The following is a 26,549-nucleotide window of genomic DNA, read 5'->3' as shown; positions in this document are numbered from 1 at the left end:
GCGCTGCATGCCGAAAAGGACGGCGTCGTTGCCGAGGTGCTGGTCCGGGCCGGCGACCAGATCGATGCCAAGGATCTGCTGGTGGTGTTTGGTGGTTGATGCCCTCATACGGCATGGTCGGCTCCGCAGTGTTACTGTAAGGGAGCCGGTTGCCGCCGAACTGATCGGGGTTACCACGTGAGCGAGTTGTTCGAAGGCGGCTGTCAATGTGCCGGCTGCCGCTACCGCGTCAGCGGCAAGTCGTTATCGCTGTTTGCCTGCCATTGCCGCTAATGTCAGAAGCAATCCGGCAGTGCCTCGGCATGGCGCTATGGATCCAGGCTACGGAAATCACGCTGCTCTGCGGCAAACTCGCGTCATGGACACGTGAGACCGCAGGCGCCCGGCGCATGATTTGCGAGTTCTGCCCTGAATGCGGCACCCGCTTGTTCCATCGCCAGGAGAGCCGGCCCGACACGATCAGCATCAAACCGGGAACACTCGACGATACCGCGTCCTTGGCTCCGATTGCCCATATCTGGCTCGACAGCGCTAAGCCGTGGAGCCGAGTGAGCGACGAGTGCCTGCAATACCCGGGCAATCCAGAGGACTTCGCGCTGCTGTTTGCGCGTTGCGACGAGCGTCGAATGCTACCCGAACGAGTTGATGGGAATGCGCTCTAGAATTGACGCTTACGAACCAGGGCCGGTCTCGGACGAGGAGGATGGCGGGGAGAGAAGTGCCACCTGCCGTCGGCGACGGCGCCCGGCTCGCCTCCGACTATTCAAATATCATAGCTCATCGGCGCGCTCAGCGATGCTATGAATCTCTTGGTCCGCTCCCGCTCCGGCGTCGAAAAGATCTTGCGCGGCGGACCGCTTTCGACGACGACACCGGCGTCGAGGAAAACGACGTGGTCAGCGACGCGGGAGGCGAGGCGGAGGTCGTGAGTGGCCATGATCATCGTCGTGCCTTCGCGGGCGAGGCGGCTCAACACTTCCACCACTTCTTCCGCCAATTCCGGGTCGAGCGCAGAGGTCGGCTCGTCGCAGAGGAGGACGCGCGGCGAGGGGGCGAGCGCACGGGCGATTGCCACGCGCTGCTGCTGGCCGCCGGAGAGCGTCGCCGGCCAGGCATCGGCCTTATGGGCCATGCCGACCTTTTCGAGGAGTTCGAGCGCCCGGGTGCGGGCCCGGTCGGCCGGCCATTTGAGCACGGTCACAAGGCCTTCCATGACGTTGCCGAGGGCGGTCTGGTGCGGGAAGAGCTGGAAGTTCTGGAACACCATGCCGGTCTGGCGGCGCAGCCGCTGGATCGCCTGCCAGCCGACCTTGCGGGCTGGAGCGAATTCCAGCCGCTCGTCGCCGAGCCGGATCGCGCCGCTGGTCGGGATTTCCAAGAGGTTGACGCAGCGCAGAAGCGTGCTCTTGCCGCCGCCCGACGGGCCGACGAGCGCAGTGACGGTTCCTTCCGCCAGGCTGACGCTGATGTCGTTCAGGACCGTGTTGGTGCCGAAGCGCTTGACGATGTGCGCGAGCTCGATCATGCGCGCGCCTCCAGGAAGCCGCCATAGCGGGCGAAGCGTTTCTCCAGCTTCACCTGCAGAGCGGAAAGCACGGAACTCATCACAAGGTAGATCAGCGCTGCCTCGATATATAGGATCAGGGGTTCATAGGTGGTGGCGACGATGCGCTGCGCCGTCTGAAAGAGCTCGGGAACGGTGATCGCCGCGGCGAGCGAGGTGTCCTTGACGAGCGATATGAAGGTGTTCGACAGCGGCGGCACGGCGACGCGGCCGGCCTGCGGCAGGATGGTGCGGCGCATCGCCTGGCTCCAGCTCATGCCGATCGAATAGGCGGCCTCCCATTGCCCGCGCGGCACGGAGGAAATCACCGCACGGATGATCTCGGAGGTATAGGCGCCGATATTCAGGGTGAAGCCGATCAGCGCCGCCGGAAAGGCGTCGAGCAATATGCCCATGCTCGGCAAGCCGTAGAAGATGACGAAGAGCTGCACCAGCAGCGGCGTGCCGCGGATCACCCAGACATAGTAGCGCGCCACGGCGACGAAGGGCGCCGGTGCGAACAGCCTGACGATGGCGGTGACGAGGCCGAGCAGCAGCCCGAGGACGAAGGAGAGCAGGGTTAGCGGCACCGTGAAGATCAAGCCGGCCCAAAGCAGGGTCGGCAGCGATTCGGCCATGAGGTTCAGCCAGTTGGGCAAGGGGAAGCCTTTCAAATGCGCGGATCCGCCCCGGGTTCGGAGTGGATCGTAATTCATGGAGAGGGATGGGGAAAGCCGTGGAGCCTCTGCAACTGTTCTGCTGGCCTTGGCACGCAGGAAGTTGATCCTGCCGCGGAAAAAGTGTCGACGCGGTCTGCGATTGCCCCTCACCCTAGCCCTCTCCCCGCACGCGGGGAGAGGGGGCTGGAGCCGGCGCGGCATCGCCCCTTCTCCCCGTCAGTACGGGGAGAAGGTCGCGGCAGCGGGATGAGGGGGCCGACGCGGCGTCTTCAACATCCCTACCTGGAGACGTCGGCGCCGAAATATTTCTGCGAGATTTTCTCGTAAGTGCCGTCTGCCTTGATTTCCTTGAGCGCCTTGTTGATGGCTTCGAGCAGTTCCGGTTCGTCCTTGCGGATGATGATGCCGGAATAGTCGGCATCGGCCTGCTCGGCAGCGATCTTCACCGGGGCGTCCGGCTTCTGCTTCTTGAAGTCGAGGAAGGACAGACTGTCGTTGATGGTCGCGTCGGCGCGGCCGGTCAGCACGAGCTGGATCGACTGGTCGAAGCCGTCGGTGCCGACGAGCTCGGCGCCCGAGGCTTGTGCAAGCTTGCCGAAGTTGCTGGTCAGCGACTGGGCCGACTTCTTGCCCTTCAGGTCGGCGAAGTCCTTGATCTCCTCGTTGTCGGCCTTGACGATCAGCACCGCCTTGGAAGCGATATAGGGCTCGGAGAAATCGTATTTCTTCTTGCGTTCCTCGGTGATGCCGACCTGGTTGATGACGGTGTCGTAGCGGTTGGCGTCGAGGCCGGCGATCAGGCCGTCCCACTTGCCTTCGAGGAACTCGGCCTTGACGCCGAGACGCTCGGCGACCGCCTGGCCGATCTCGACGTCAAAGCCGACGAGCGTGCCGTTCGCATCATGATAGGTGAAGGGGGCATAGGTGCCCTCGGTGCCGATCTTCAGCACGCCGGCCGATTTGATGTCGTCGAGATTCGACCCTGCCTCGGCCGGCGCAAAGGCGGCAAGTTGCAGCAGGGCGGCAGCGAAAAGTGTCGGAAGGAGCTTCATTGTCTTGTTTCCATCTTTGTTGTCTCCGGCCCGTCATCCGGATTGCGGGCGAGACTCGCACAAAATCCGGGCCGCCAGAGCGCATAAAAGACCAATCCCCAGCCGGTTCGGTAGAATATTTTCTCAGGCGAACCGTCCGCCGCCGGAACGGACCCCATAAGAACCGTCAGGCGGCGTGCCTGTTCCCATTGTTCGAAGGTTGAAACCGCAAGGCAAGGATGGTACTCACGTTTTCAGCGATTCATGCACGTTTATGCACGATTAGGAAAATGCCCGTCGAACTGCTGCTCCGCGAAAGAAAATCCCTGATCCGGGAGCGCCTGAGGACCGATGGCCGCGTTCTCGCGGCAGACCTGGCGCGCGAACTCAACGTTTCCGAGGACACGATCCGGCGCGACCTGCGCGAAATGGCCGCGGCAGGCCTCTGCGAGCGCGTCTATGGCGGCGCCCTGCCGATCGCTCCGGACGCAGGCTCGTTGAGCGAGCGGGCAGCACTCGCCCCGGGCCGCAAGGCGGCGCTGGCGCGGGCCTCGGTCGGCTTTATAGAGGGCGGCATGACGGTGTTTCTCGATGCGGGCTCGACCAATCTGGCGATTGCGCGGGCGATCGCCCCGGACCTGTCGGCGACGATCGTCACCCACACGCCGCTGATCGCCTCCGCTTTGATGGAGAAGCAGGGTCTCGACCTCATCCTGATCGGCGGCGCGCTCGACCGAGCCGTCGGGGCGTCGGTCGGGGCAAGGGCACAGCGCGATGCGGAATTGCTGCGACCCGACCTCTGCGTCCTTGGGACCTGCGGCGCCGACGCTCAAGCGGGCCTCACCGCCTTCCATTACGAGGACGCGGAGTTCAAGCGGCTGATCGCCTCGCGCAGCTGTTCGGTGCTCGCCGCCGTCATGAGTGACAAGCTGGGGACTGCCGCACCACACGCGGTGATCGGCATCGACGCCCGTTCAACGCTCGTCCTCGAGGCCGACGCGCCGGAGGCCCAGATCGCCGCATTCACCGAGCGACGGGCAAGCGTCATCCTTGCGGGCGAGCGCGCCGGATGAGCATGGCGCCGCGGCCGCAAGCTTATCGAAATCAATGTGAGCCGGAGTTAACAATGGATCAGCGCACAGACACCGCCCCGAAGGCCGCAGTCCGGCAGGGCTATATGTCGAGGAACCGGCTCGCCGTCTCCCTCCTGTTCCTGATGAACGGCTTCGTCACCGGCAGCTGGGCCCCGAAAATCCCCGAATTCAAGGATCGGCTCGGGATCGGCGAGAGCGTGCTCGGTCTGTTGATCCTGGTGTTCGGCATCGGTTCGCTGGTGCTGATGCCGATCGCTGGCGGTTATATCGCCCGCATCGGCTCGCAGAAGGTCGCCAAGGTCACGGCGGTCGTCCTGTCGCCGCTACTCCTCGTCCTGACGCTGGTGCCGAACGTCTGGACGGCGGCGATCGGCATGTTCCTGCTCGGCGGCTTCGTCGGCGCCATGGACGTGGCGATGAATGCCAATGCCGTCGAGGTCGAGAAATCGATGCGGCGCGCCATTATGTCCTCCTGCCACGCCTATTGGAGCCTCGGCGGGCTGATCGGCGCGGGCATCGGCGGCTTCCTGATGGCCCGCGTCGGCGTGCTGCCGCATGCGATCTTGGTGACTTGCCTCTGCGCTGCCATTCTAGCGGCGGCCTGGCCGATGATCCTCGCGGATCAGCCGCATCCCGCGGCCGCCAAGGGGGAGCTCAAGCTGCCGTTGACGCCGCTGCCCTGGTTGGTCGGCCTGATGGCGCTGTTCTCGATGGTGCCGGAAGGGGCGGTGCTCGACTGGGGCGCGCTTTATCTGCGCAACGAACTCGGCGCCTCGGTCGAGCTATCGGGCTTCGGCTTTGCCGCCTTCTCGGCGACGATGGCGGCGATGCGTTTTGCCGGCGATCATGTGCGCGATCGCTTCGGGGCGACGACGACGCTGCGCGTCTGCACCGTCACGGCGCTGGTGGGAATGGTTCTGGCGGGGCTTGCGCCGAACGCAGCCTTCGCGGTTCTCGGTTTTGCCATCGCCGGCATCGGCATTTCCAACATGGTGCCGATTGCCTTTTCGGCCGGCGGCAACATGCCCGGCCTGCAGCCGGGCATCGGCCTAGCCGTCGCGACCACGATGGGCTATTCCGGCATGCTGTTCGCCCCGTCGCTGATCGGTTTCATTGCCGAGCACAGCGGCTTCGCGGTGATCTTCGCATCGCTCCCCGTTCTCTTCGTCGTCGTGCTTCTTCTGTCGCACCACGCCATTCATGCGGATCAGGGCAGGGAGCACTGACGCGGGCGCGCCATCAATTCGCCGTCAGCGCATGATGTTGCCGTTGACAAGCAGGTTTTCCTTCGCCACCTGAAGGGCAAACGCAGCAAAAGGGACCAAGAAGAGGCCTTCATGTCTTCTGCCTTCGATTTCGAGCCAAAGCCGCGCCGTGCCTCGGTCGCCGTCGATGTCGGCGGCGTGATCGTCGGCGGTGCCGCGCCGGTCGTCGTCCAGTCGATGACGAACACGGATACGGCCGATATTGATGCGACGGTCGCCCAGGTGGCAGCACTCTCGAAGGCCGGTTCCGAACTGGTGCGCATCACCGTCGACCGCGACGAAAGTGCTGCCGCCGTGCCGAAGATCCGCGAAAGGCTGCTGCGGCTCGGCATGGACGTGCCGCTCGTCGGCGACTTCCACTATATCGGCCACAAGCTCCTGGCCGACCATCCGGCCTGCGCCGAGGCGCTCGCCAAATACCGCATCAATCCGGGCAATGTCGGCTTCAAGGACAAGAAGGACAAGCAGTTCGCCGAGATCATCGAGATGGCGATCCGCTACGACAAGCCGGTGCGCATCGGGGTGAACTGGGGCTCGCTCGACCAGGAACTGCTGACGCGGCTGATGGACCAGAACCAGGCCGCCGGCTCGCCGCTGACGGCGCAAGAGGTGACGCGCGAGACGATCGTGCAGTCGGCGCTGCTCTCGGCGGAACTGGCGGAAGAGCTCGGCCTGCCGCGCAACCGCATCATCCTTTCCGCCAAGGTCTCCGGCGTCCAGGACCTGATCGCCGTCTATGCGATGCTCGCCGCGCGCTGCGACCATGCGCTGCATCTCGGGCTTACCGAGGCCGGCATGGGCACCAAGGGCATCGTCGCCTCCTCGGCCTCGCTCGGTATCCTGATGCAGCAGGGCATCGGCGACACGATCCGCATCTCGCTCACTCCGGAGCCCGGCGGCGACCGCACCCGCGAGGTGCAGGTGGCGCAGGAGCTCCTGCAGGTCATGGGCTTCCGCCAGTTCATTCCCGTCGTCGCCGCCTGTCCCGGCTGCGGCCGCACCACGTCCACGGTCTTCCAGGAGCTCGCCCAGAAGATCCAGGAGGACATCCGCGCCAGCATGCCGGTCTGGCGCGAGAAGTATCCGGGCGTCGAGGCGCTGAAGGTCGCCGTCATGGGCTGCATCGTCAATGGCCCCGGCGAGAGCAAGCATGCCGATATCGGCATTTCGCTGCCCGGCACCGGAGAGATGCCGGCTGCACCGGTCTTTATCGACGGCCAGAAGGCGATGACCTTGCGCGGGCCAAAGATCGCCGAGGAGTTCCAGCTTCTCGTTGCCGACTATATCGAAAAGCGCTTCGGCCACGGCCAGGCGGCGGCCGAATAAGTCAGCGTCAGAGAATCTCGTCGAGCGCCGCGACCAGCCTTGCACATTCCTCGTCGGTGCCGATGGTGATGCGCAGGAAGTCCGAGATTCGCGGCTTGGCAAAATGGCGCACGATGACGGCGCGTTCGCGCAGCTTCGCGGCCAGCGCCTGTCCTTCATGGCCCGAATGACGGGCGAAGACGAAATTCGCCTGCGACGGCAGGACTTCGAAGCCGCGTCTTTCGAGCTCGCTCCTCAACCTCGCGCGCGTCGCGATGATCTTGCCGCGCGTCGTCTCGAACCATCGCTCGTCCTTGATCGCAGCGGTGGCACCGGCCTGGGCAGCGCGGCCGAGCGGGTAGGAATTGAAGCTGTCCTTGACCCGCTCCAGTGCCTCGATCAGCACGCGCTGGCCGATTGCGAAGCCGACGCGCAAGCCCGCCAGAGCCCGCGACTTGGAGAAGGTCTGGACGACCAGCAGGTTGTCGAATTTCGGCACGAGCGCGGCCGCGGATTCGCCGCCGAAGTCGATATAGGCCTCGTCGATCACCACCGGCTGGTCGGGGTGCTCCGCCACCAGTCTTTCGATCTCGGCAAGCGGCAGGCCGATGCCGGTCGGCGCGTTGGGATTGGGAAGGATGATCGCGCCTGAGGCGCGGCGATAGTCGGCAATGTCGATGCGGAAGGCCGCATTGAGCGGCACTTCGATCGCTTCGATGCCGAAGAGCCCCGCATAGGTCGGATAGAAGCTGTAGGAGATATCCGGATAGAGCAGCGGCTCGTCGTGCTTCAGCAGCGCGGCGAAGGCGTGCGCCAGCACCTCGTCGGAGCCGTTGCCGACGAAGACCTCGCCGGCCGAGACGCCATATCTAGCGGCGATCGCCTCCCTCAGGCCGAGCGCGACCGGATCCGGATAGAGCCGGAGATCGGCGCTTGCCGCCGCCCGGATCGCCTCGAGCGCCTGTTCCGAGGGGCCGTAGGGGCTCTCATTGGTATTGAGCTTGACGAGATTGGCGATGCGCGGCTGTTCGCCCGGAACATAGGGCTTCAGCGTGGAAACGATCGGCGACCAGAATTTGCTCATTTCAGTTCATTTCCTCCGGTTCGCGATGAAGCGGGCTGTTTCGACGAGAACGGCCGAACGGCTGCCGTAGGGCGCCAGCAGTTCTTCCGCCTCGACCACCAGCCTTTCAAGCTCTCGTTCGGCCCAGGACTGGCCGTGCAGGGCGACGAGCGTGCCCTTGCCGCGGGCGGCGTCCTTGCCGGTGGCCTTGCCCATGGCCTCGGCGTCGGCGGTGAGGTCGAGAAGGTCGTCGGCGAGCTGGAAGGCAAGGCCGATCTTCTCGCCGAAGGCGCGCATGCGCCTGCGATCCTCGGCCGTCGCGTCGGCAATGATCGCCCCCGCCTCGCAGGCGAAACGGAGGAGGGCGCCGGTCTTCATCGCCTGCAGCGTGACGATCCCCGCCTCGTCCGGCGCCGCCGTCTCGGCGGCGAGGTCGAGCGCTTGGCCGCCCGCCATGCCGCCATGGCCGGCGGCGCGCGCCAGCGCTAGCACAAGCGCCGTCTTCTGGCGGTCAGCAAGCGGCGTTTTCGGTGCCGCGATGATGTCGAAGGCGAAGGTCAGGAGACTGTCGCCCGCAAGGATCGCCGTCGCTTCGTCGAAGGCGATGTGCACCGTCGGCTGTCCGCGCCTCATATCGTCGTCGTCCATCGCCGGCAGATCGTCATGGACGAGCGAATAGCAATGCACGCATTCGAGCGCCGCGCCGATCCTCAGTGCGGCGTCGGCGCTTCCGCCGAGAAGGGCGGTGCTTTCGGTCACGAGAAACGGGCGCAGCCGCTTGCCGCCGTTGAGCACGCCGTGGCGCATCGCCTCGAGAAGCCGTGCCGGGCGGACAATTTCGTCCGCTTGGGCGGTAGGCTCGAGGAGAATGGAAAGCAGGCTCTCCACCGCCAGCGCCGCGGCCTTGAGGCGTTGCGCAAAAAATGATGTCTCGTCTTGCATGAAAGGCTCTTTGGCACGTGGCAGAGCCGCTTTCAACGGACTTTCTAGTCGCAGTTCGCGCGTTTTGTTCGGGATGAGTGCACAGCCGCCCTTGTCTTTCTCCAAGAAAGGCCGTTCAACTTTCGCGTTTCATGAAATAAGAGTGGGCCATGAGATAAGAGCGGGGAATGGACAGAGGGGTGGACAGTCAGGCGGTGGACATCGTTCCGGAAGAACGCGAGGAGGGCGAGTTGCCCGCCGGCCGCTGGTCCACCTTGCGCCGCACCTGGCGAACGCGGCGCCGGCGTCTCGTTCTCGCGGCCCTCTCAATTCTCCTGCTTCCCTACCTGCTGATCTTCGTCTACCTGGTCGATTTCATCCATCCTGTTTCGACGTTGATGCTACGCGATCTCGTGCTGCTGCGCGGCTACGACCGGCAGTGGGTGGAGTTCGACGATATCGCGTCGGTTCTCGTCCAGTCGGTGATGATGTCCGAGGACGGCCAGTTCTGCGCTCACAACGGGGTCGACTGGACACAGATGCGCGGCGTCGTCGAGGATGCGCTGGATGGCGAGCAGACCCGCGGCGCCAGCACCATCCCGATGCAGACGGTCAAGAACCTCTATCTCTGGAACGGCCGCTCCTTCATTCGCAAGGGATTGGAACTGCCGCTCGCCGTCGTCGCCGATCTCGTCTGGAGCAAGCGGCGGATGATGGAAATTTACCTGAATGTCGCCGAGTGGGGCGACGGCATCTACGGCATCGAAGCCGCGGCACAGCATCATTTCGGCGTTTCCGCCGCCAAGCTTTCGCGCCGCCAGGCCGCTCTGCTCGCTGTGGCGCTCCCCAATCCGATCGACCGCAATGCCGGCAAGCCGGGGCGGGGATTGAGGCGCCTGGCCTCGGTGATCGAGCGCCGCGCCGGCCGGTCCGGCGACTACATCACATGTCTTTATGATTGAGATGAAGGCAATTCATTGGTCCTGCCGCCGGTGATGTGGCAATCCTCTGGCCGAATCAAGCGCAATGGGGGATCTATGGCCAAGCTCGCTCTTTATGTCGGCAATAAGAATTATTCGTCCTGGTCGCTCCGGCCGTGGCTGGCGCTCGAAGGCTGCGGCATCCCGTTCGAAGACGTCGTCATCCCCTTCGACTTTCCGGCGGGAAACCCGAAGTTTCGTGAAATCTCCCCGACTGGCCGCGTGCCGGTACTCCACCACGGAGAAATCCGCGTCTGGGAATCGCTGGCCATTATCGAATATGTCGCGGAGCTTTACCCGCAAGCCGGTATCTGGCCCGAGAACCGCGAGGACCGGGCCCGGGCGCGCAGCTATTCGATGGAGATGCTTGCCGGCTTCCGGGCGCTGCGCGGCGCCTGCCCAATGAACATTCGCCGGCCCGTGAAGGCGATTGCCCTTCCCGATGGAGTCATGGACGACGTCGCGCGGATCGAAACGATATGGCGCGAGGCGATCGCCCGCTCCGGCGGACCGTTCCTCTTCGGCCGCTTCACCGCCGCCGACGCGATGTTCGCCCCGGTCGTCAACCGCCTCGAGGTCTACGAACTGACGACCGATCCGGGGACGCTTGCCTATATGGAGGCCGTCAAGGCGCATCCGGCCTTCCGCAAATGGGAGGAAGCCGCAAGGGCGGAACCGTGGATCGTGCCGGAGGACGAGGCCTGAGGTTCCCAAGGAGAGCGGGCGGTTGCGCTTGCTGGCCGATTCGAAAATTTGCGCGCAGGGACTGGTCAAACCGTGGTCGGGCATGTATAAGCGCGCGAAATTCCGAGATCGACATCTGTTTGACCCGGCCATTTTCGGCTGCTGAACAGTGTTTTGCCCGATAAGTGGAGAATGAAATGGCTGTACCCAAAAGAAAAACGAGCCCGTCCAAGCGTGGCATGCGCCGCTCTGCTGACGCCCTCAAGGCTCCGACCTACGTCGAAGACAAGAACTCCGGCGAACTGCGCCGCCCGCACCACATCGACCTGAAAACCGGCATGTACCGCGGCCGCCAGGTGCTGACGCCGAAGGAAAACGCATAAGCGTTTCCGTCTGCGGATGAAGTTCGAAGGGTCGGCTTTGCCGGCCCTTTTTCGTTGGTGCGGTCGGGATCATCCTAAAACCCCTCCCGAGCCCTGCCTACAAGGCGGAGGGCTGGCGAGGGGTTCTTCGTTCGCGAGGACGCTTGGACCTCAGCCCAAATTGTCGAGCTTCGTCTGCAATGCGCGCAGTTGTTCCTTGAGCTCGTCGATGTCTTTCGCCTCGGCCTTCTTGCTTTCCTTTGCCGGAGGAGCGGCCATGAAAGGCGAGAACATCTGCATCGCCTGATGGAACATTTCAGTGTTGCGCTTGACCTGCTCCTCGACGAGCTGCAGGGGCACCTGCAGGTTCTTGCCGAGCGGCGTGTCGCCGAAGGCCTTGTTGATCTGCTCGCGCATCTGCGCCTGCTGTTCGGTGAAGGCCTGCATGGAGTGCTCGAGGTAGCTCGGCACCACCATCTGCATCTGGTCGCCATAGAAGGAGATCAACTGGCGCAGGAAGGAAATCGGCAGAAGCGTGTTGCCGGTCTTCGACTCCTGCTCGAAAATGATCTGCGTCAGCACGGAATGCGTGATGTCCTCGCCCGACTTGGCGTCCTGGACGATGAAGTCCTCGCCCCTCTTCACCATCACGGCCAGATCGTCGAGGGTTACATAGGTGCTCGTGCCGGTATTGTAGAGCCGCCGGTTCGCGTATTTCTTGATAACGATCTGGCCTTCGTTCTTCGCCATCAGGGTCTCCTCTACCCATCGTCCCGTCTTTATTGTGTTTTTTAAGAGTATCCGCAAAAGAACGCCGCTGACAATCTCTTTGTGCGTTGCGGCGACGCAGGTGCAAAAGGTGATGGACGGCGGTGCCCGTGAAGCTTTTGTTGCAGAGCATCAAGGCGTTTGACTTGCGCTCCTGCCTTTGCCAGTCTGCTCGTCCAGGCAAAGGAAACAAGAGGAAACGTCCCATGAGCAATCCCTCCATCGTGATCGCCAGCGCCGCTCGCACCGCAGTCGGGTCCTTCAACGGCGCCTTCGGCAACACTCCCGCTCATGAACTGGGTGCAACGGTCATCAAGGCGGTCCTCGAACGGGCCGGAGTCGAGGCGGCAGAAGTGGACGAGGTGATTCTCGGCCAGGTGCTGCCGGCCGGCGAAGGGCAGAACCCGGCCCGCCAGGCGGCGATCAAGGCCGGCCTCCCGCAGGAAAAGACCGCCTGGGGCATGAACCAGCTTTGCGGCTCGGGCTTGCGCGCCGTCGCCCTCGGCATGCAGCAGATCGCCACCGGCGATGCGAACATCATCGTTGCCGGCGGCATGGAGTCGATGTCGATGGCGCCCCATTGCGCGCATTTGCGCGGCGGCGTCAAGATGGGCGATTACAAGATGATCGACACGATGATCAAGGACGGCCTGACGGACGCCTTTTACGGCTACCACATGGGCACGACCGCCGAGAACGTTGCCCGCAAGTGGCAGCTGACCCGCGAGGAGCAGGACGAATTCGCGCTCCGCTCGCAGAACAAGGCGGAAGCCGCGCAGAAGGCCGGCCGGTTCGCCGACGAAATCGTTCCCTTCATAGTCAAGACCCGTAAGGGCGACGTGACCGTCGACCAGGACGAATACATCCGCCACGGTGCCACGCTGGATTCGATTGCCAAGTTGCGCCCGGCCTTCGACAAGGAAGGCACGGTCACGGCCGGTAATGCCTCCGGGCTCAATGACGGCGCCGCGGCGACGCTGTTGATGACCGAGGCGGAAGCCTCCAGGCGCGGCATTCAGCCGCTCGCCCGCATCGTCTCCTGGGCAACCGCGGGCGTCGATCCGCAGATCATGGGCACCGGCCCGATCCCGGCTTCCCGCAAGGCGCTCGAGAAGGCCGGCTGGTCGATCGGCGACGTCGAACTCGTCGAGGCCAACGAGGCTTTCGCTGCCCAGGCCTGCGCGGTCAACAAGGATCTCGGCTGGGATCCGTCGATCGTCAACGTCAACGGCGGTGCGATCGCCATCGGCCATCCGATCGGCGCTTCCGGCGCCCGCGTCCTCAACACGCTGCTTTTCGAGATGAAGCGTCGCGGCGTTTCCAAGGGCCTCGCAACCCTCTGCATCGGCGGCGGCATGGGCGTCGCCATGTGCGTCGAGCGCCTGTAGCAGTTCGTGGCATGCAAGGGCGTCCGCCCTGTTCGATCGAGCGTGCGGCCTGGAACTCCGGGCCGCCGAAGGACAATTTTTGACAATTTTAACCCAAGTGGGAGGCAAAGATGAGCAGGGTAGCATTGGTTACGGGTGGGTCCCGCGGTATCGGCGCTGCGGTTTCTGTGGCACTGAAGGCGGCCGGCTACAAGGTGGCCGCCAACTATGCGGGCAATGACGAGAAGGCCCAGGCCTTCAAGCAGGAAACCGGCATTCCGGTCTATAAATGGGACGTCTCCAGCTATCAGGCCTGCGTCGACGGCATCGCCAAGGTGGAGGCGGATCTCGGGCCGGTCGACATTCTCGTCAATAATGCCGGCATCACCCGCGATGCGATGTTCCACAAGATGACGCCGGAACAGTGGGGCGAGGTCATCAACACCAACCTCACCGGCCTCTTTAACATGACGCATCCCGTTTGGTCGGGCATGCGCGACCGCGGCTTCGGCCGCGTCATCAACATCTCGTCGATTAACGGCCAGAAGGGGCAGATGGGCCAGGCGAACTATTCCGCCGCCAAGGCCGGCGATCTCGGCTTTACCAAGGCGCTGGCGCAGGAGGGCGCGGCCAAGGGCGTCACGGTCAATGCGATATGCCCCGGCTATATCGGCACGGAGATGGTGCGTGCGGTACCGGAGAAGGTGCTGAACGAAAGGATCATCCCGCAGATCCCGGTCGGCCGCCTCGGCGAGCCTGACGAGATCGCCCGCTGCGTCGTTTTCCTGGCCTCGGACGAGTCGGGATTCATCACCGGCTCGACGATCTCGGCGAATGGCGGGCAGTATTTCGCCTGACATCCTCGAACTATCGGTCATCGCGGCGCTCTTCGGCGCGCCGCTTTCCTTTTCCGCCCATTGCCCGAGGGGCGGCGCGGGCGGCACCGGATTCGCGACTGGCGCTCCGACATACTATATCTGGTAGCGGACAAAAGCCGATACCGCGCTGTGGCGGCTTGCAAGGGGAGTTGCTCCGATTCATCCGGCCAGCCGAAGTGGCGATTCCTATTCCCGGAATCGGCGCGGCAGAAAGGGAATCTTGGTCAAAATTTTTCAGCTATACCAGACTCTTGGATTCGAAATCCTTTGGGCGATTGTGCCGATCGGCCGCCAGAAAACGGGCGCTTGGAAGGCGTGGAGCGCGCGCCTCTTCAAAGATTCAGCATATGGATGCGATTCGGCTCGGGGCGTCTATATGTAGCCGTGAACATACAGGGAATCTGCGGGAGTCAGCGATTCGTCTCCGATTCGTTCCATCGCTGTTCCAAGTGCCGATCTTCGTTGAATAACCGAGCCCCAAGATATGGGCCGCAACAGCCCGGTGTTTTTATTGCTCGCGCCCCCTTGCGCTTGGCCTCCTGCATGGGCATCTGTTGCCCGCCGGGTGCCTGGCGCTCCGGCTCCTACTGCATGTTCCTTAAATCGGAGCCGATTTAAGGATAAAACCATGCAGCAATCAGAAGTGCTACAGCGACCTTTGTGCGTCTGAAAGACGTATGGCGCTGTAGAGACTGCCCGGGATCGATGACCTTGTCCTTTCAATCCATGATCCTGAGCGGCCGCGGGGTGACCGCGGTCCTCGGACCCACCAATACCGGCAAGACGCATTATGCCATCGAGCGCATGGTCGCGCATGACAGCGGTGTCATCGGGCTGCCGTTGAGATTGCTCGCCCGCGAGGTCTATACGCGCCTGGTCGAGAAGGTCGGGCACCACAATGTCGCGCTGATCACCGGCGAGGAGAAGATCGCGCCGCATCGCGCCCGCTACTCGGTCTGCACGGTGGAGGCGATGCCGCGCGAAACGACGGCGTCCTTCGTCGCGATCGACGAGGTGCAGCTCGCCGGTGACCTCGAGCGCGGTCACATCTTCACCGACAGGCTCCTGCATCTGCGCGGACGGGGAGAGACGCTCCTCCTCGGTGCCGCGACCATGCGGCCGATTCTCGAGCATCTTCTGCCCGGCATCACGGTGGTCGAACGGCCGCGCATGTCGCAGCTTCTCTATGCCGGCTCGAAGAAGATCACCCGGTTGCCGCATCGCACGGCGATCGTCGCCTTTTCGGCCGATGAGGTCTATGCCATCGCTGAGCTCATCCGGCGGCAGCGCGGCGGCGCTGCGGTGGTGCTCGGCGCCCTCTCGCCGCGCACCCGCAATGCCCAGGTGGCCCTCTACCAGGAGGGCGACGTCGACTATCTGGTGGCGACCGACGCGATCGGCATGGGGCTGAATCTCGATGTCGACCACGTCGCCTTCGCCCAAGACCGCAAATTCGATGGCTACCAGTACCGCAACCTCAATCCGGCCGAGCTCGCCCAGGTTGCTGGCCGCGCCGGCCGGCACATCCGCGACGGCACCTTCGGAGTGACGGGCCGCGTCGACCCCTTCGAGGACGAGCTCGTGCACCGGATCGAATCGCACGAATTCGATCCGGTCCGGGTGCTGCAATGGCGCTCCAAGGCCGTCGACTATTCTTCGCTGAAGGCGCTGAAGCACAGCCTCGAGGCGGCGCCGGCCGTGTCCGGTCTGACGCGCGCCCTTCCGGCCGTCGACCAGCAGGCGCTCGAGCACCTGGCGCGCTATCCGGAAGTCGTCGACGTCGCCACGACGTCGGAGCGGGTCGAGAAGCTGTGGGACGCCTGTGCGCTTCCCGACTACCGCCGCATCACGCCGGCGCAGCACGCCGACCTGATATCGAGCATCTATGCCGATCTTGTCCGCCATGGCACGGTCAACGAGGACTTCATGGCCGAGCAGGTCCGCCGCGCCGACCACACGGATGGCGAGATTGACACACTTTCGGCGCGAATCGCGCAGATCAGGACCTGGACCTATGTGTCCAACCGGCCCGGGTGGCTTGCCGATCCGACACACTGGCAAGAAAAGACGCGGGAAATCGAAGATCGATTGTCCGACGCGTTACATGAAAGGTTGACGAAACGCTTTGTTGACCGCAGGACATCTGTGCTCATGAAGCGCCTGAGAGAGAATGCGATGCTGGAAGCAGAAATCAGTGTGAATGGTGATGTCTTCGTCGAAGGGCACCACGTGGGTCAGCTAGCCGGTTTTCGGTTCACGCTTGTGGCCGGCAGCGAAGGAACGGATGCCAAGGCTGTCCAAGGCGCTGCCCAGAAGGCGCTGGCGCTGGAATTCGAGGCGCGCGCCGCCCGCCTGCATGCGGCCGGCAACAACGATCTGGCGCTTTCGTCTGACGGCCTCGTGCGCTGGCTCGGCGATCCCGTGGCGCGGCTTGCGGCGAGCGACCATGTCATGCGCCCCCGCGTCATCCTGCTCGCCGACGAGCAGCTCCAGGCGAACGCCCGCGACCATGTCGTGGCGCGGATCGAGCGCTTCGTGAACCATCACATCAGCACGGTTTTGAAGCCGCTCGACGACATCTCGCGCGCCGAGGATCTCGAAGGCCTGGCGAAGGGTCTCGCCTTCCAGCTCGTGGAAAATCTCGGCGTTCTCTTCCGCCGCGACGTCGCCGATGAGGTGAAGTCTCTCGACCAGGAGAGCCGGGCGTCGATCCGCAAATACGGTGTCCGCTTCGGTGCCTACCACATCTTCCTTCCGGCGCTCCTGAAGCCGGCGCCGGCGGAGCTGATCACGCTTCTCTGGGCGCTGAAGAACGACGGCCTCGACAAGCCTGGCTACGGCGAACTCATTCCGATGCTCGCCGCCGGCCGGACCTCGGTCGTCACCGACCCGTCCTTCGAGCGGACCTTCTACAAGCTTGCCGGCTTCCGCTATCTCGGCAAGCGCGCCGTTCGGATCGACATCCTGGAGCGGCTCGCCGACCTCATCCGGCCGCTCTTGCAATGGAAGCCGGGCGCGACGCCGCGGCCGGACGGAGCCTATGACGGCCGCCGCTTCACGGCGACCACCTCGATGCTCTCTATCCTCGGTGCGACCCCGGACGACATGGAAGAGATCCTCAAAGGTCTCGGCTATCGCGCCGACAGCGTGACCGCCGAGGAAGCGGCAGCCTTCCTTGCGAAGCAGGACGGTACGCCCGCAGAGGCGGCGGCGACCGACGAGGCGGCCGGGGAGCAGGTCGAAGCCGATGCTGATGCTGAGGCGGAATCTGCCGAAGACAATGCGGCGCCGGCGGAAGCGGTTTCGGCAGAAGCCACTCCGGCGCCGCCAGAAGGCGCACCCGTGGAGGCGACCAGCGACGAATCTGCCGCGGCGGCGCAGCCGGAAGAGGCGGCCGAGCCGAAACCGGTGCTTCTGTGGCGTCCCGGCACGCGCCAGGACAACCAGCGCGGCGGCCGCCATCAGGGCGAGCAGCGCCGCGGCGGCCAGCGCCAGGGTGAGCGTCACGGCCAGGGCGAGGCGAGGGAGGGCGGCCGCAAGGGCGGTGCACCGGCGCGCGGCAAGCCTCAGGATGGCAAGCCGGGCGGCCAGCGCAAGGAGCGCCAGGACCGTCACGAGCGGCATGAGCGTCACGACCGGTCTGACCGGGCGGGCAAGTTCGACAGCCGCCCGCCGCGCAAGGAGAAGCCGATCGATCCGGATTCGCCCTTTGCGAAGCTCGCCGCGCTCAAGGAGCAACTGAAAAAGTAGGCGGACCATGGAGAAACAGCCACCCTCATCGCCTGCCGCGCGCCAGCGGCTCGACAAGTGGCTGTTCTTCGCCCGGCTGATCAAGTCGCGCTCGCTCGCCCAGAAGGCCATCGAGGCCGGCCATGTGGCCGTCAATGGTGAGCGGACGACGCAGCCATCGGCACAGGTGAAGGCCGGCGACAGGCTGGAGCTTTCGCTCGAACGTCGAGACCTCGTCGTGCGGGTCCTGCTGCCGGGCAGCCGGCGAGGCCCGTATGAGGAGGCGCGGCTGCTTTACGAGGACCTGACGCCGCCCGCGCCCGCCGAGCGTCGCACAGCCTTCGAACAGGCGACCCGCGATCGCGGCGCAGGACGGCCGACGAAGCAGGAGCGGCGCGAGACGGACCGGCTGAGGCCCGATTTCGGCGACGACGACTAGGGCCCCGTCGGCGTGTTTTGCGGGGCCGTCCGGCAAACTTGGATGCTACGATCCGGTAGCGCGTCGATGCTGGAAAACTCTGCCCTTTTCGCGGCAAAAGGCGAGTGGATTATTCTTGCAAAGGCCGCCCAAAGCCTTTACGTCACAAGCCATGTTACAGCCCCGTGTGCCCGTTCGGGCGCGCACGGGTCGCTGTAGGAAATTTGAAATGCTGCATGGTTTTATCCTTGAACCGGTGCCGATTTAAGGAACCATGCAGGAGGTGGCACTTGCGGTTTGCTTCGGGCAGCTATGCGCGCCGGACATTCCTAGCATGCACGGACGATCGAGCGTACCGACTGCCATCTGATGAGAGCATTGGCTGGAGTACCTCATGACGTATGTCGTGACCGACAATTGCATTCGCTGCAAGTACACGGACTGCGTGGAAGTCTGCCCGGTGGATTGCTTCTACGAGGGCGAGAACTTTCTCGTCATCCATCCGGACGAGTGCATCGATTGCGGCGTGTGCGAACCGGAGTGTCCCGCGAACGCGATTAAGCCGGATACCGAGCCAGGCCTCGACATGTGGTTGAAATTGAACGCCGATTTTGCGACACAGTGGCCGAACATCACGGTCAAGCGGGACCCTTTGCCGGACGCCAAGGAGATGGACGGCGTCGAAGGGAAATACGAGCAGTATTTCTCCGAGAAGCCCGGCCAGGGCGACTGAAGCCTCGGCCGTTCGGTTCGTCGCGGCTGACAAAGGGCCAAAAGCGCGAGGCCGGAAATCTGGGGAAATCCCATCGGTGCCTCGCACGTGCGAGCATGGCGGCTTGATCGTTGCCATGCAGCAAATTATTGATTTCCGCTCTTTTTTGTGATAGGTTCCAGACACTGATCCACAGAGGGTGTTTTTGCGCGCCCGAAAACCAGCACGAAAGCAAATCGATTTCCACGGCGCGGCACTTTCAAAATAGGCAACGTTCCGTTGCTCGTGACTGCGACGCAAGAAGCCGTTTGCATATCGTTGGACGGACCAGGATTGACCCCACCCGGCGGTATCCCCGTCTATCCGGGCCTCACGACCCGGCCCGGCCGATCGAGGCCGGTGCGCACTAGGGAGTGTTTGAAACGTATGACGACCCAGCAGAAAAAATCTTCAACGCGCCAAGGCTTCAAGACCGGTGAATCGATCGTTTATCCGGCTCATGGCGTTGGTCAGATCGTGGCGATTGAGGAGCAGGAAGTCGCCGGCATGAAGCTCGAGCTTTTTGTCATCGATTTCGAAAAGGACAAGATGCGTCTCAAGGTTCCGGTGGGCAAGGCCGTCAGCATCGGCATGCGCAAACTGTCCGAAACAGATTTCGTCGACCGCGCATTGAAGGTTGTGCAGGGCAAGGCACGCGTGAAGCGGACCATGTGGTCGCGTCGCGCGCAGGAATACGATGCCAAGATCAATTCCGGTGATCTCATTTCCATCGCGGAAGTGGTGCGCGATCTCTATCGTGCGGAAAACCAGCCGGAACAGTCCTATTCCGAGCGCCAGCTCTATGAAGCCGCTCTCGACCGCATGGCGCGCGAAATCGCTGCCGTGAACAAGATGTCGGAAACGGAAGCCGTGCGCCTCGTCGAAGCCAATCTGAACAAGGGGCCGAAGCGCGGCAAGGCCATCGAGGAAGACGAGCAGGACGAAGCCGCCTGATCGGCAGCGAAACGCTTCGCAAAGCTTCAGCGAATTGGATCAAGGCCCGGCATCAGCGCCGGGCCTTTTTCTTGCCGTGATGCGGTTCGCGCGCGGCGGCACAGCTTGAAGTGCATGGCTAGCGCGCTGCAATCTAAAATCGTCACTACGAGGGGGAACTTTTCGACCCTGCGCACGTTTCTCGTTCACGGGACAGGCGTGCGCCTGCGTTCCCGCGCGATCGAGGTTCTGTGAGTCCTCACCGTCTCAGGTCTTATTCCTCGATGTAGGGCATTGCTTCAATTCGTCAAGCAGTGCCGGCCGCCCTTCAACCGACCGCCGCGACAGGCGTTCGGCTCTTCTAGGATCAACAGCGTTGGCGTTCGGCGCCAGCCAGGGAGCAATCGATGAAGACCCTTACAGCAGACAGGCGTTTGATCAAGATTGCAATGGATGCCCCTTATCTCGAGCGGGACGAGGAGCATGCGCTGGCCGAGGCCTGGCGGAACGACCACGACCAGGAAGCCCGCAACAAGATCGCCATGTCGCATATGCGGCTGGTGATCGCCATGGCCGCCAAGTTCCGCAGTTTCGGCTTGCCGATGGGCGATCTGGTGCAGGAGGGACATATCGGCCTTTTGGAGGCGGCGGCGCGGTTCGAGCCGAGCCGCGAGGTCCGCTTCTCGACCTACGCCACCTGGTGGATCCGCGCATCCATGCAGGACTTCGTGCTGCGCAACTGGTCGATCGTCAGGGGCGGCACCAGTTCGGCGCAAAAGGCGCTGTTCTTCAATTTGCGCCGGCTCAGGGCGCGCCTCGCCCAGGGTGACCGGCAACTTACATCGCAGGCTATGCACGAGGAGATCGCTGCCGCCCTCGGCGTCAGCCTCGCCGACGTGCAGACCATGGATGCCCGCCTGTCCGGTAACGACGCCTCACTGCAGGCGCCCGTCGGCCACGGCGACGCCGATGGCGGCGCGCGGCTCGATTTCCTGCCGAGCGATGCGCCGCTCCCCGACGAGCAGGTGAGCGACATGATCGACGGCGAGCGGGCGCGCCGCTGGCTGCAGCTCGCACTGACGCAACTGACCGAGCGCGAGATGAAGATCATCCGGGCACGCCGTCTTTCCGAGGACGGCGCAACGCTCGAGGAGCTCGGCCTGGCGCTGGGCATATCGAAGGAGCGCGTGCGGCAGATCGAAACCCGGGCGTTGGAGAAGCTGCGGACGGCACTGGCGGCAAAGGCCCCGGCACTGACTGCCGCCATGCACTGATCCGTTATTGGGCGCTCGTCCCTGTGTCCTCGAGCGCCGTCAGAATTCGGTAGGCGGCCTTCACCCGCGCCGGAATGGGATAGGCCCTGTTGGCAAAGATGACCACGCCGATTCGTTGCGCGGGAACAAAGGCGGCATAGGCGCCGAATCCGCTCGTCGAGCCGGTCTTGTTGATCAGCACGTTCTCCCGTGGCGCCAGCGGCGGATCGTGCCTCGTGACCTTGTTGGGCTTGAAGCTCACCTCGGGCGAGTTGCCCGCCAGTAGCGGTTCAAGCTCGGCCGGGTAGGAATACATCTCCCATCCAAGACCCTGGGTCATGTCGCCGACACTGAAGTAACCGGTGTGCGTTGCGGCAATCGCCCGCCGGAGCGCATCGTCGAGTTCCGCGCCGCCCATGTTTGCCTCGACAAAACGGATCAGATCGGCGGCCGTCGTCTTAACGCCATAGGCTTCCGAATCGAGCACGCCGGGGCTCACACGGATGGGCTTGCCGGCCTTCGAATAGCCATGGGCGTAGGCTTCCATCCGATCTTCCGGCACGCTGATATGGGTCTCGGTCAGACCGAGTGCCGGGAAGAGCGTCTTTTCCATGAGATCGTCGAAGGGCTCGCCGATGCCTCTGGCGGCAAGGTAGCCGAACAGGCCGATGCTGGGGTTCGAATAGAGCCTGTGGGTGCCGGGGGCGTAGTCCGGCCGCCAGCCTTTGAAATAGGCGATCATCTCCTTCTCATCGGTGACCGACGCCGGGAACTGCAAAGGCAGGCCGCCCGCCGAATAGGTGGCGAGATCGAGAAGGCTGATTTTCTCGAAACGGCTTCCGGCGAGCGCCGGCAGGTGCTTGCTGGCCCTATCGGAGAGGGACAGGTCCCCACGCGCTTCGCCATAGGCGGCGAGAGTCGCCGTAAAGGTCTTGCTGATCGAGCCGATCTCGAAAAGCGTCTCATCGCCGACCTTTCGTCCGGTCTCCTTCGAAGCGACGCCGTAGTTGAAGACATATCGTCTCCCCTCGACCGTTACTGCGACAGCCATTCCGGGAATGTCGTATTCCTTCATCACCGGGCCGACCGCCTCGTCAACGGCGCGCTCGATGTTTTCCCGGTTATCGCCGGCGATCGCCTGGGTGCATGCACCGCTGAAAAGTGAAAGCGCCATAACGACAGCAAGTGTCTGAAAGAGCCGGTTTTTCATGCTGATTCATCCCCGTCGAAGACCGTCAGTGGCTACTGCATGTTTCCTTGAATCGTAGCCGAATTAAGGACAAACCAGGCAGCAATTCAAAGTTGCTACACTTTGAGGGTGCGTTGCCGAAGAATGAGGAGAGAGCGCCGGCCAATGATCATCACCTATTCGGAGATGATCTTCACCTTGTCGCCCGGCCTGACGGTGGACGTGACCTGCATCGCGTTGATGAGCCGGAAGAGGTCGAGCTTCCGGTCCGTTCCCATCATCCGCGCCGCCAATGTGGCGCTCGTGTCGCCCGGCCGCACCGTTACCACCCTGATGCGCAGCGGCTTCAGGGATTGGACTTCGGCCGATGACATACGGCGGAAGGAGCTGCGCAACTGGCTCGCCGTTGCGTCAAGCGCGGTCGATCCCTTCGGAACCGCGGTCAGGAAGCGGTATATGCGGTCGCCGAGCCGGATGACGGTGACGTCAAAGTCCCAGCGATCGGCGGAGGCTCGCGCCGTCGCAGCTTCGAGGCCGTTGACGGAAACGGGGCGTATGGTGTCCGGCTGCAGGCCGGTCACCCAGCCGCTGGCAATGTAGTCGGTCAGGTTGCGGCGGGCATTGTCGGAAATGCCGTCGAAGCGGATGGCGACTTCGCCGGGACCTGTCGCCAGCACGGCTTCAGCCTTGTTGTCGATCTGGAAACCCTGGGGCACGTCGAAGCGTATGCCGAGCTGCCCGTGCAGGAAGGTCTGGCCGCGGACATAGCCTTCCTGCGGGCTGTCGCCATAGAGCAGCCCGTCGATCCCTGCCAGATAGTAGTCGCGGCCGCGGTCGCCGCTCGTTCCTTCGGGGCCGAAGGCGCGCGCATGTCGGCGGGCGAGTTCGACGCGTTGCGGCGTATTCGGGTGGCTCGACAAAAAATCGAGGCTCTGGTCCGCCTCCGGATCGACCGCGGTGAAGCGGCTATAGGCAGCCATCGAATCGAGGAAGCGCGCGGCGGCATAGGGGTCGTAGCCGGCTTCGCCAAGCATCCGGACGCCGATCACGTCGGCCTGCAGTTCCTGGTTGCGCGAGAAGGCGGCGAGCCGCAGCTTGCCGCGGGCGAGCGCCTGCTTGCCGGCAAGGTTGGAGGACAGCACTTCCGAGACAACGCGGCTGGCGATCACCTCGGCCTCTTCGCGCTGCTGGCGCTGAATGCCGTGGTTGGCGGTGACATGCGCCATTTCGTGCGAAAGCACGGCGGCGACTTCCGAGGCGTCGTCGGCAAGCGCAAGCAGGCCGCGCGTGACGTAGAGATAGCCTCCGGGCAGCGCAAAGGCGTTGATTGCCGGGGAATTGAGGATGGTGATGCGGTAGGACTGCTGCGGGTTTTCCGAAACCGCCGTCAGGGCGCCGGTGATACGGGCGACGAGCCGTTCTGTCTTGGCGTCCTTGTATTCGCCGCCGTAGCTCGCGACGATGCGCGGATGCTCGCGCGCGCCGAGCTGGGCGCGCGGATCGTTCTTCTGCACCTCCTCGACGATCTGCGGATTGGAGGAGGGCGAGACGGCGGGCTCGTAGGTCTGCTCGATGATCGACTGGCAGGCGGAAAGAAGGCTGAATGAAGACAGCGCAACCAGGGCGCGCAAGGCCATGCCGCCATTCCGCGTCGGAAACCAGTCTCTTGTGACTGTCTGCCTTGCCATTCCTCAGCCCGTTCCATCCGCCGATGCGCCCCGCGCCACCGACGAAAAATCCTACTTTTTCAGCCGCATACGTCACCAGCGCCGGGTTTCTCAGCCATAACTCTGCTGTATCGATTTAACCGGTGCCTGCCTAGCTGATCCCAGTAGAAATAGTTGCCCCGTGGTATCACGGCAACGGATGCGCGAGTAACGCGCGGGTCCGGCCGGACGTTCCGCGCGTCGCACAACGGGGCGGTCAAATTGTGGCGAACCGCGCATTGTCCAAAGATACTGCCGCAGTGCCCGATGGATGGCTCATTCCTTCACCGGATCTCGTCATTGCCAAGAAACCGGTTGATCGCTGCCAGATCCCGCCGCGCAAGAAAACGATCCAGGGGGTCGTGAGCGACGATACGCCCCTCATCGAGGAAAAGCACGCTGTCGGCGAGGCTCTTCACGTCATCGGGATGATGCGTGATCATCAGGATGGTGTTGGCTTCTTCGCGATGAAGGTCGCTCAGAAGGCCGCGCATCTCGGCGCGCATTCCCGGATCGAGAGCGGCAAAGGGTTCGTCGAGCAGCAGCAGCGGCCGATGCCGCACCAGTGCGCGGGCAAGCGCCACCCGCTGCCGCTCGCCGCCGGAAAGCGTCGGCGGCAGCCTTCTGCCGAAGTCGGCGAGCCCGACCCGCGCCAGTGCCTCTTCGATCCTGTCGTGATCGGAGGCGCCGAGCCTCAGCGACGGGCTAATGCCGAGGCCGACATTGGTTGCGACGTCCAGATGGGCGAAGAGATTGTTGTCCTGGAAGATCACGGACACGGGCCGCTCGGCCGGAATGCGGCCGGCCATGTCTTCGCCGAGGATCCGTACGTCGCCCGCCTCCGGCGTTTCGAACCCGGCGATGACGCTGAAAAGCGTCGATTTTCCCGAGCCGGAAGGGCCGACGACGGCGACGAACTGCCCGGCCGGAACCGCACAATCAAAGGCCAGCGCCGCCGTTTCGAAACGGACTTTCACGTCCTTGACCGACAAAGCGAGCGAACTCATGCGCCTCGTCCTTCCGCCTGCTTCTCTCCCGCCGTGCCGAGCACCGTCAAAACGAGGCAGATGAGCCCCAGCATCAAGGCAATACCGGCCGCGTCGGCGGTCCGGTAGCTGCCCATCCGGCTGTAGAGCAGCCAGGGCAGGGTCGCGAGATCCTGCGAACCGAAGAGCGCGACCGCACCGAGATCGCCGAGCGACAACGCGAGCGCAAAGGAGAGCGCCATCAGGAGCGGCTTGCGCAGCGCCGGCCAATCGATCCATCGCAGCCGATGGAAACCATGGATGCCGAGGCTGGCGGCAAGGCGCTCGGTGCGCGCGGCATGGGTGGCCATGGCAGGGGCCAGCACGCGGTGGACAAAGGGCAGCGCCATCAGCGCATTGATCGCGATGACGACGAAGGGGGCAAAGCGGGCGACATCGCCGAAGGGCCGCAGGAGGAGGAACCACCCGGCGCCAAGCACGACGGGCGGGGCAAGCAGGATGAAGGACGTGCTGGCACCGATCGTGCCGGCAAACAGGCGGGCCGGCATTTCACGACGCCGCCTTGCGACGAGCAGCCGTTGCGCCCGGATCATCAGGCCGGCCATCACGACGGAAATGATGGCGGAGGGAAGGGCGATGGCGGCGCTGGTGGCAAGCGCCCGTCGGAATGCCGCTTCACTGACGAGGCGGGGGAGATCGGCCTGCAATCCGGATGCCGCAATGGCGGCGAAGGGCAGACCGACGAAAAGGAGGGCAAGCGCCAGCCAGGTCCTGTCGGCAAGGCGCGAAAGCCGGCTCAGGCCGTCGAACCGACGGGCCGCCCGGCCGCTCGTCTGGCCTTCCTCGGGAGACGGGGCGAGAAATCTCAGGGCGACAAGCAGCGCGCCAGTCAGCGCGACCTGAAGGCCGGAAAGGGCGATCGCCCGGGGCGGGTCGAAGTCGAAGCGCAGCGCCTGGTAGATTGACACCTCGATCGTGCTCGCGGCCGGGCCGCCGCCGAGCGTCAGCACCAGCGTGAAGCTGGTGGCGCAGAGCATGAAGATGAGGCCGGCAATGCCCGGCAGCAGGCCCCGGACCGCTGGCCATTCGATGAAACGAAAGATGGCAAGGGAGCCCATGCCGAGATTGGCGGAACTGCGCCAGTATTCGGCAGGAATGCGCTCGATGCCGGCAAGCATCAGCCGGGCCGCAAGCGGCATGTTGAAGAAGACATGGGCAAGCAGGATGCCGAACAGACCATAGACGCTGATCGGTTGCTGGCCCATTGCCGAGAGAACGTGGTTCAGAATGCCCTGCCGGCCCCAGACCTCGATCAGGCCGAGCGCCGCGACAAGCGCCGGCAGGCCGAGCGGCAAGGCCATCAGCCGCAGCATCCAGATGCGGCCGGGGAAGGACGCCTGCCGTGCCAGCGCGCGTGCGACGGGCATGGCGAAGAGGATCGACAGGGCCGTCGAGAGGCCGGCCTGCAGCAGCGTGAAGCGCGTGACGCGCCAGATATAGGCGTCGAACAGGCCGTTGGCGCCGCTCTCGCCCGTCTGCGTGATGAGGGCTATTCCCGCCATGCCGACGAAAAGCAGGATGCCGCCGAGGCAGAAAGCCGCGGCGGCGATCGTCATCCTGTTCTCGGTGCTGTCGAACAAGCC

General features: G+C 64.0%; 25 protein-coding genes. 15 read left to right on the top strand and 10 right to left on the bottom strand.

Features of this window, described 5'->3' with window-relative positions:
* The first annotated feature begins 302 nt into the window (after positions 1-302).
* Positions 303-662: a GFA family protein gene (locus tag ATC00_RS07225; protein ID WP_161951901.1), complete on the top strand. Its 360-nt coding sequence runs from the start codon at positions 303-305 to the stop codon at positions 660-662.
* Positions 663-763: 101 nt separating this feature from the next.
* Here ATC00_RS07225 and ATC00_RS07220 read toward each other — a convergent pair whose 3' ends face one another.
* From ATC00_RS07220 to ATC00_RS07210, 3 genes are all read right to left on the bottom strand, one after another.
* Entirely contained in the window at positions 764-1,525 is a 762-nt protein-coding gene (locus ATC00_RS07220; RefSeq protein WP_064252375.1) for an amino acid ABC transporter ATP-binding protein, read from the bottom strand.
* Positions 1,522-2,202 carry an ABC transporter permease subunit gene (locus tag ATC00_RS07215; protein WP_064252374.1) on the bottom strand — a complete coding sequence of 227 codons (681 nt, stop codon included), beginning with the start codon at positions 2,200-2,202 and terminating at the stop codon, positions 1,522-1,524. The genes ATC00_RS07220 and ATC00_RS07215 overlap by 4 nt, the downstream gene beginning before the upstream one ends.
* Before the next feature lie 299 nt (positions 2,203-2,501).
* Entirely contained in the window at positions 2,502-3,275 is a 774-nt protein-coding gene (locus ATC00_RS07210) for an amino acid ABC transporter substrate-binding protein (protein ID WP_037390311.1), read from the bottom strand.
* 269 nt (positions 3,276-3,544) lie between these two features.
* Between ATC00_RS07210 and ATC00_RS07205 the strand changes: the two genes are divergently transcribed.
* From ATC00_RS07205 to ispG, 3 genes are all read left to right on the top strand, one after another.
* Positions 3,545-4,327: a DeoR/GlpR family DNA-binding transcription regulator gene (locus tag ATC00_RS07205; protein WP_037390312.1), complete on the top strand. Its 783-nt coding sequence runs from the start codon at positions 3,545-3,547 to the stop codon at positions 4,325-4,327.
* A 53-nt stretch (positions 4,328-4,380) separates the two neighbouring features.
* Positions 4,381-5,574, top strand: coding sequence for an MFS transporter (locus ATC00_RS07200; RefSeq protein WP_064252373.1), 1,194 nt, complete (start codon positions 4,381-4,383; stop codon positions 5,572-5,574).
* A gap of 111 nt (positions 5,575-5,685) precedes the next feature.
* Complete coding sequence (ispG, locus tag ATC00_RS07195) at positions 5,686-6,939, top strand: flavodoxin-dependent (E)-4-hydroxy-3-methylbut-2-enyl-diphosphate synthase (protein WP_064252372.1); 1,254 nt, start codon at positions 5,686-5,688, stop codon at positions 6,937-6,939.
* A gap of 7 nt (positions 6,940-6,946) precedes the next feature.
* Here ispG and hisC read toward each other — a convergent pair whose 3' ends face one another.
* Together hisC and ATC00_RS07185 are read right to left on the bottom strand one after the other, a co-directional pair.
* Positions 6,947-8,002 (bottom strand): histidinol-phosphate transaminase, encoded by a 1,056-nt coding sequence (hisC, locus tag ATC00_RS07190; RefSeq protein ID WP_037390315.1) that lies wholly within the window; start codon positions 8,000-8,002, stop codon positions 6,947-6,949.
* 6 nt (positions 8,003-8,008) lie between these two features.
* On the bottom strand, positions 8,009-8,923 hold the full coding sequence (locus ATC00_RS07185) for a polyprenyl synthetase family protein (protein WP_064252371.1): 915 nt from the start codon (positions 8,921-8,923) through the stop codon (positions 8,009-8,011).
* Positions 8,924-9,117: 194 nt separating this feature from the next.
* On the opposite strand from ATC00_RS07185, the gene mtgA reads away from it, so the two are divergent.
* From mtgA to rpmF, 3 genes are all read left to right on the top strand, one after another.
* Positions 9,118-9,864, top strand: a complete 747-nt coding sequence (mtgA, locus tag ATC00_RS07180; protein ID WP_072597104.1) for a monofunctional biosynthetic peptidoglycan transglycosylase — start codon at positions 9,118-9,120, stop codon at positions 9,862-9,864.
* A 75-nt stretch (positions 9,865-9,939) separates the two neighbouring features.
* Positions 9,940-10,587: a glutathione S-transferase family protein gene (locus ATC00_RS07175; RefSeq protein WP_037390319.1), complete on the top strand. Its 648-nt coding sequence runs from the start codon at positions 9,940-9,942 to the stop codon at positions 10,585-10,587.
* Between the two features lie 176 nt (positions 10,588-10,763).
* Complete coding sequence (gene rpmF, locus ATC00_RS07170; protein WP_026186748.1) at positions 10,764-10,949, top strand: 50S ribosomal protein L32; 186 nt, start codon at positions 10,764-10,766, stop codon at positions 10,947-10,949.
* A 150-nt stretch (positions 10,950-11,099) separates the two neighbouring features.
* On the opposite strand, the gene phaR is transcribed toward rpmF, so the two are convergent.
* Positions 11,100-11,678, bottom strand: coding sequence for a polyhydroxyalkanoate synthesis repressor PhaR (phaR, locus tag ATC00_RS07165; RefSeq protein WP_037390320.1), 579 nt, complete (start codon positions 11,676-11,678; stop codon positions 11,100-11,102).
* A 224-nt stretch (positions 11,679-11,902) separates the two neighbouring features.
* Between phaR and ATC00_RS07160 the strand changes: the two genes are divergently transcribed.
* The 8 genes from ATC00_RS07160 (at position 11,903) to ATC00_RS07130 (ending at position 21,046) form a co-directional block, all read left to right on the top strand.
* Positions 11,903-13,084 (top strand): acetyl-CoA C-acetyltransferase, encoded by a 1,182-nt coding sequence (locus tag ATC00_RS07160; protein ID WP_037390321.1) that lies wholly within the window; start codon positions 11,903-11,905, stop codon positions 13,082-13,084.
* Positions 13,085-13,194: 110 nt separating this feature from the next.
* The gene (phbB, locus tag ATC00_RS07155) at positions 13,195-13,920 is read left to right on the top strand and encodes a beta-ketoacyl-ACP reductase (RefSeq protein WP_064252370.1); all 726 of its coding nucleotides are present in this window, start codon (positions 13,195-13,197) and stop codon (positions 13,918-13,920) included.
* Positions 13,898-14,047 carry a hypothetical protein gene (locus ATC00_RS32485; RefSeq protein ID WP_156911501.1) on the top strand — a complete coding sequence of 50 codons (150 nt, stop codon included), beginning with the start codon at positions 13,898-13,900 and terminating at the stop codon, positions 14,045-14,047. Before phbB ends, ATC00_RS32485 begins: the two co-directional genes overlap by 23 nt.
* Before the next feature lie 620 nt (positions 14,048-14,667).
* A complete protein-coding gene (locus ATC00_RS07150) occupies positions 14,668-17,691 on the top strand; it encodes a DEAD/DEAH box helicase (RefSeq protein WP_064252387.1) in 3,024 nt (1,007 codons plus the stop codon).
* Between the two features lie 7 nt (positions 17,692-17,698).
* Positions 17,699-18,109 carry an RNA-binding S4 domain-containing protein gene (locus ATC00_RS07145; protein WP_037390326.1) on the top strand — a complete coding sequence of 137 codons (411 nt, stop codon included), beginning with the start codon at positions 17,699-17,701 and terminating at the stop codon, positions 18,107-18,109.
* 373 nt (positions 18,110-18,482) lie between these two features.
* Positions 18,483-18,821: a ferredoxin FdxA gene (fdxA, locus tag ATC00_RS07140; protein ID WP_064252369.1), complete on the top strand. Its 339-nt coding sequence runs from the start codon at positions 18,483-18,485 to the stop codon at positions 18,819-18,821.
* A 405-nt stretch (positions 18,822-19,226) separates the two neighbouring features.
* Positions 19,227-19,793 carry a CarD family transcriptional regulator gene (locus ATC00_RS07135; RefSeq protein WP_064252368.1) on the top strand — a complete coding sequence of 189 codons (567 nt, stop codon included), beginning with the start codon at positions 19,227-19,229 and terminating at the stop codon, positions 19,791-19,793.
* Positions 19,794-20,179: 386 nt separating this feature from the next.
* Complete coding sequence (locus ATC00_RS07130) at positions 20,180-21,046, top strand: RNA polymerase factor sigma-32 (RefSeq protein ID WP_064252367.1); 867 nt, start codon at positions 20,180-20,182, stop codon at positions 21,044-21,046.
* Between the two features lie 4 nt (positions 21,047-21,050).
* Here ATC00_RS07130 and ampC read toward each other — a convergent pair whose 3' ends face one another.
* The 4 genes from ampC to thiP all read right to left on the bottom strand — a co-directional run bounded on the left by ampC (position 21,051) and on the right by thiP (position 26,546).
* The gene (gene ampC, locus ATC00_RS07125) at positions 21,051-22,235 is read right to left on the bottom strand and encodes a class C beta-lactamase (protein ID WP_064252366.1); all 1,185 of its coding nucleotides are present in this window, start codon (positions 22,233-22,235) and stop codon (positions 21,051-21,053) included.
* Positions 22,236-22,390: 155 nt separating this feature from the next.
* The gene (locus ATC00_RS07120; protein WP_268801619.1) at positions 22,391-23,851 is read right to left on the bottom strand and encodes a M48 family metalloprotease; all 1,461 of its coding nucleotides are present in this window, start codon (positions 23,849-23,851) and stop codon (positions 22,391-22,393) included.
* A 353-nt stretch (positions 23,852-24,204) separates the two neighbouring features.
* Positions 24,205-24,927, bottom strand: coding sequence for a thiamine ABC transporter ATP-binding protein (thiQ, locus tag ATC00_RS07115; RefSeq protein ID WP_064252364.1), 723 nt, complete (start codon positions 24,925-24,927; stop codon positions 24,205-24,207).
* Positions 24,924-26,546 (bottom strand): thiamine/thiamine pyrophosphate ABC transporter permease ThiP, encoded by a 1,623-nt coding sequence (gene thiP / locus ATC00_RS07110; RefSeq protein ID WP_072642833.1) that lies wholly within the window; start codon positions 26,544-26,546, stop codon positions 24,924-24,926. Before thiP ends, thiQ begins: the two co-directional genes overlap by 4 nt.
* Between the last annotated feature and the right edge of the window lie 3 nt (positions 26,547-26,549).

The sequence above is a fragment of the Sinorhizobium americanum genome (assembly GCF_001651855.1).
Taxonomy (GTDB): Bacteria; Pseudomonadota; Alphaproteobacteria; order Rhizobiales; family Rhizobiaceae; genus Sinorhizobium; species Sinorhizobium americanum.
The sequence above is the reverse complement of the archived record's forward strand: the minus strand, read 5'-3'. Positions and strand labels throughout refer to the sequence as shown.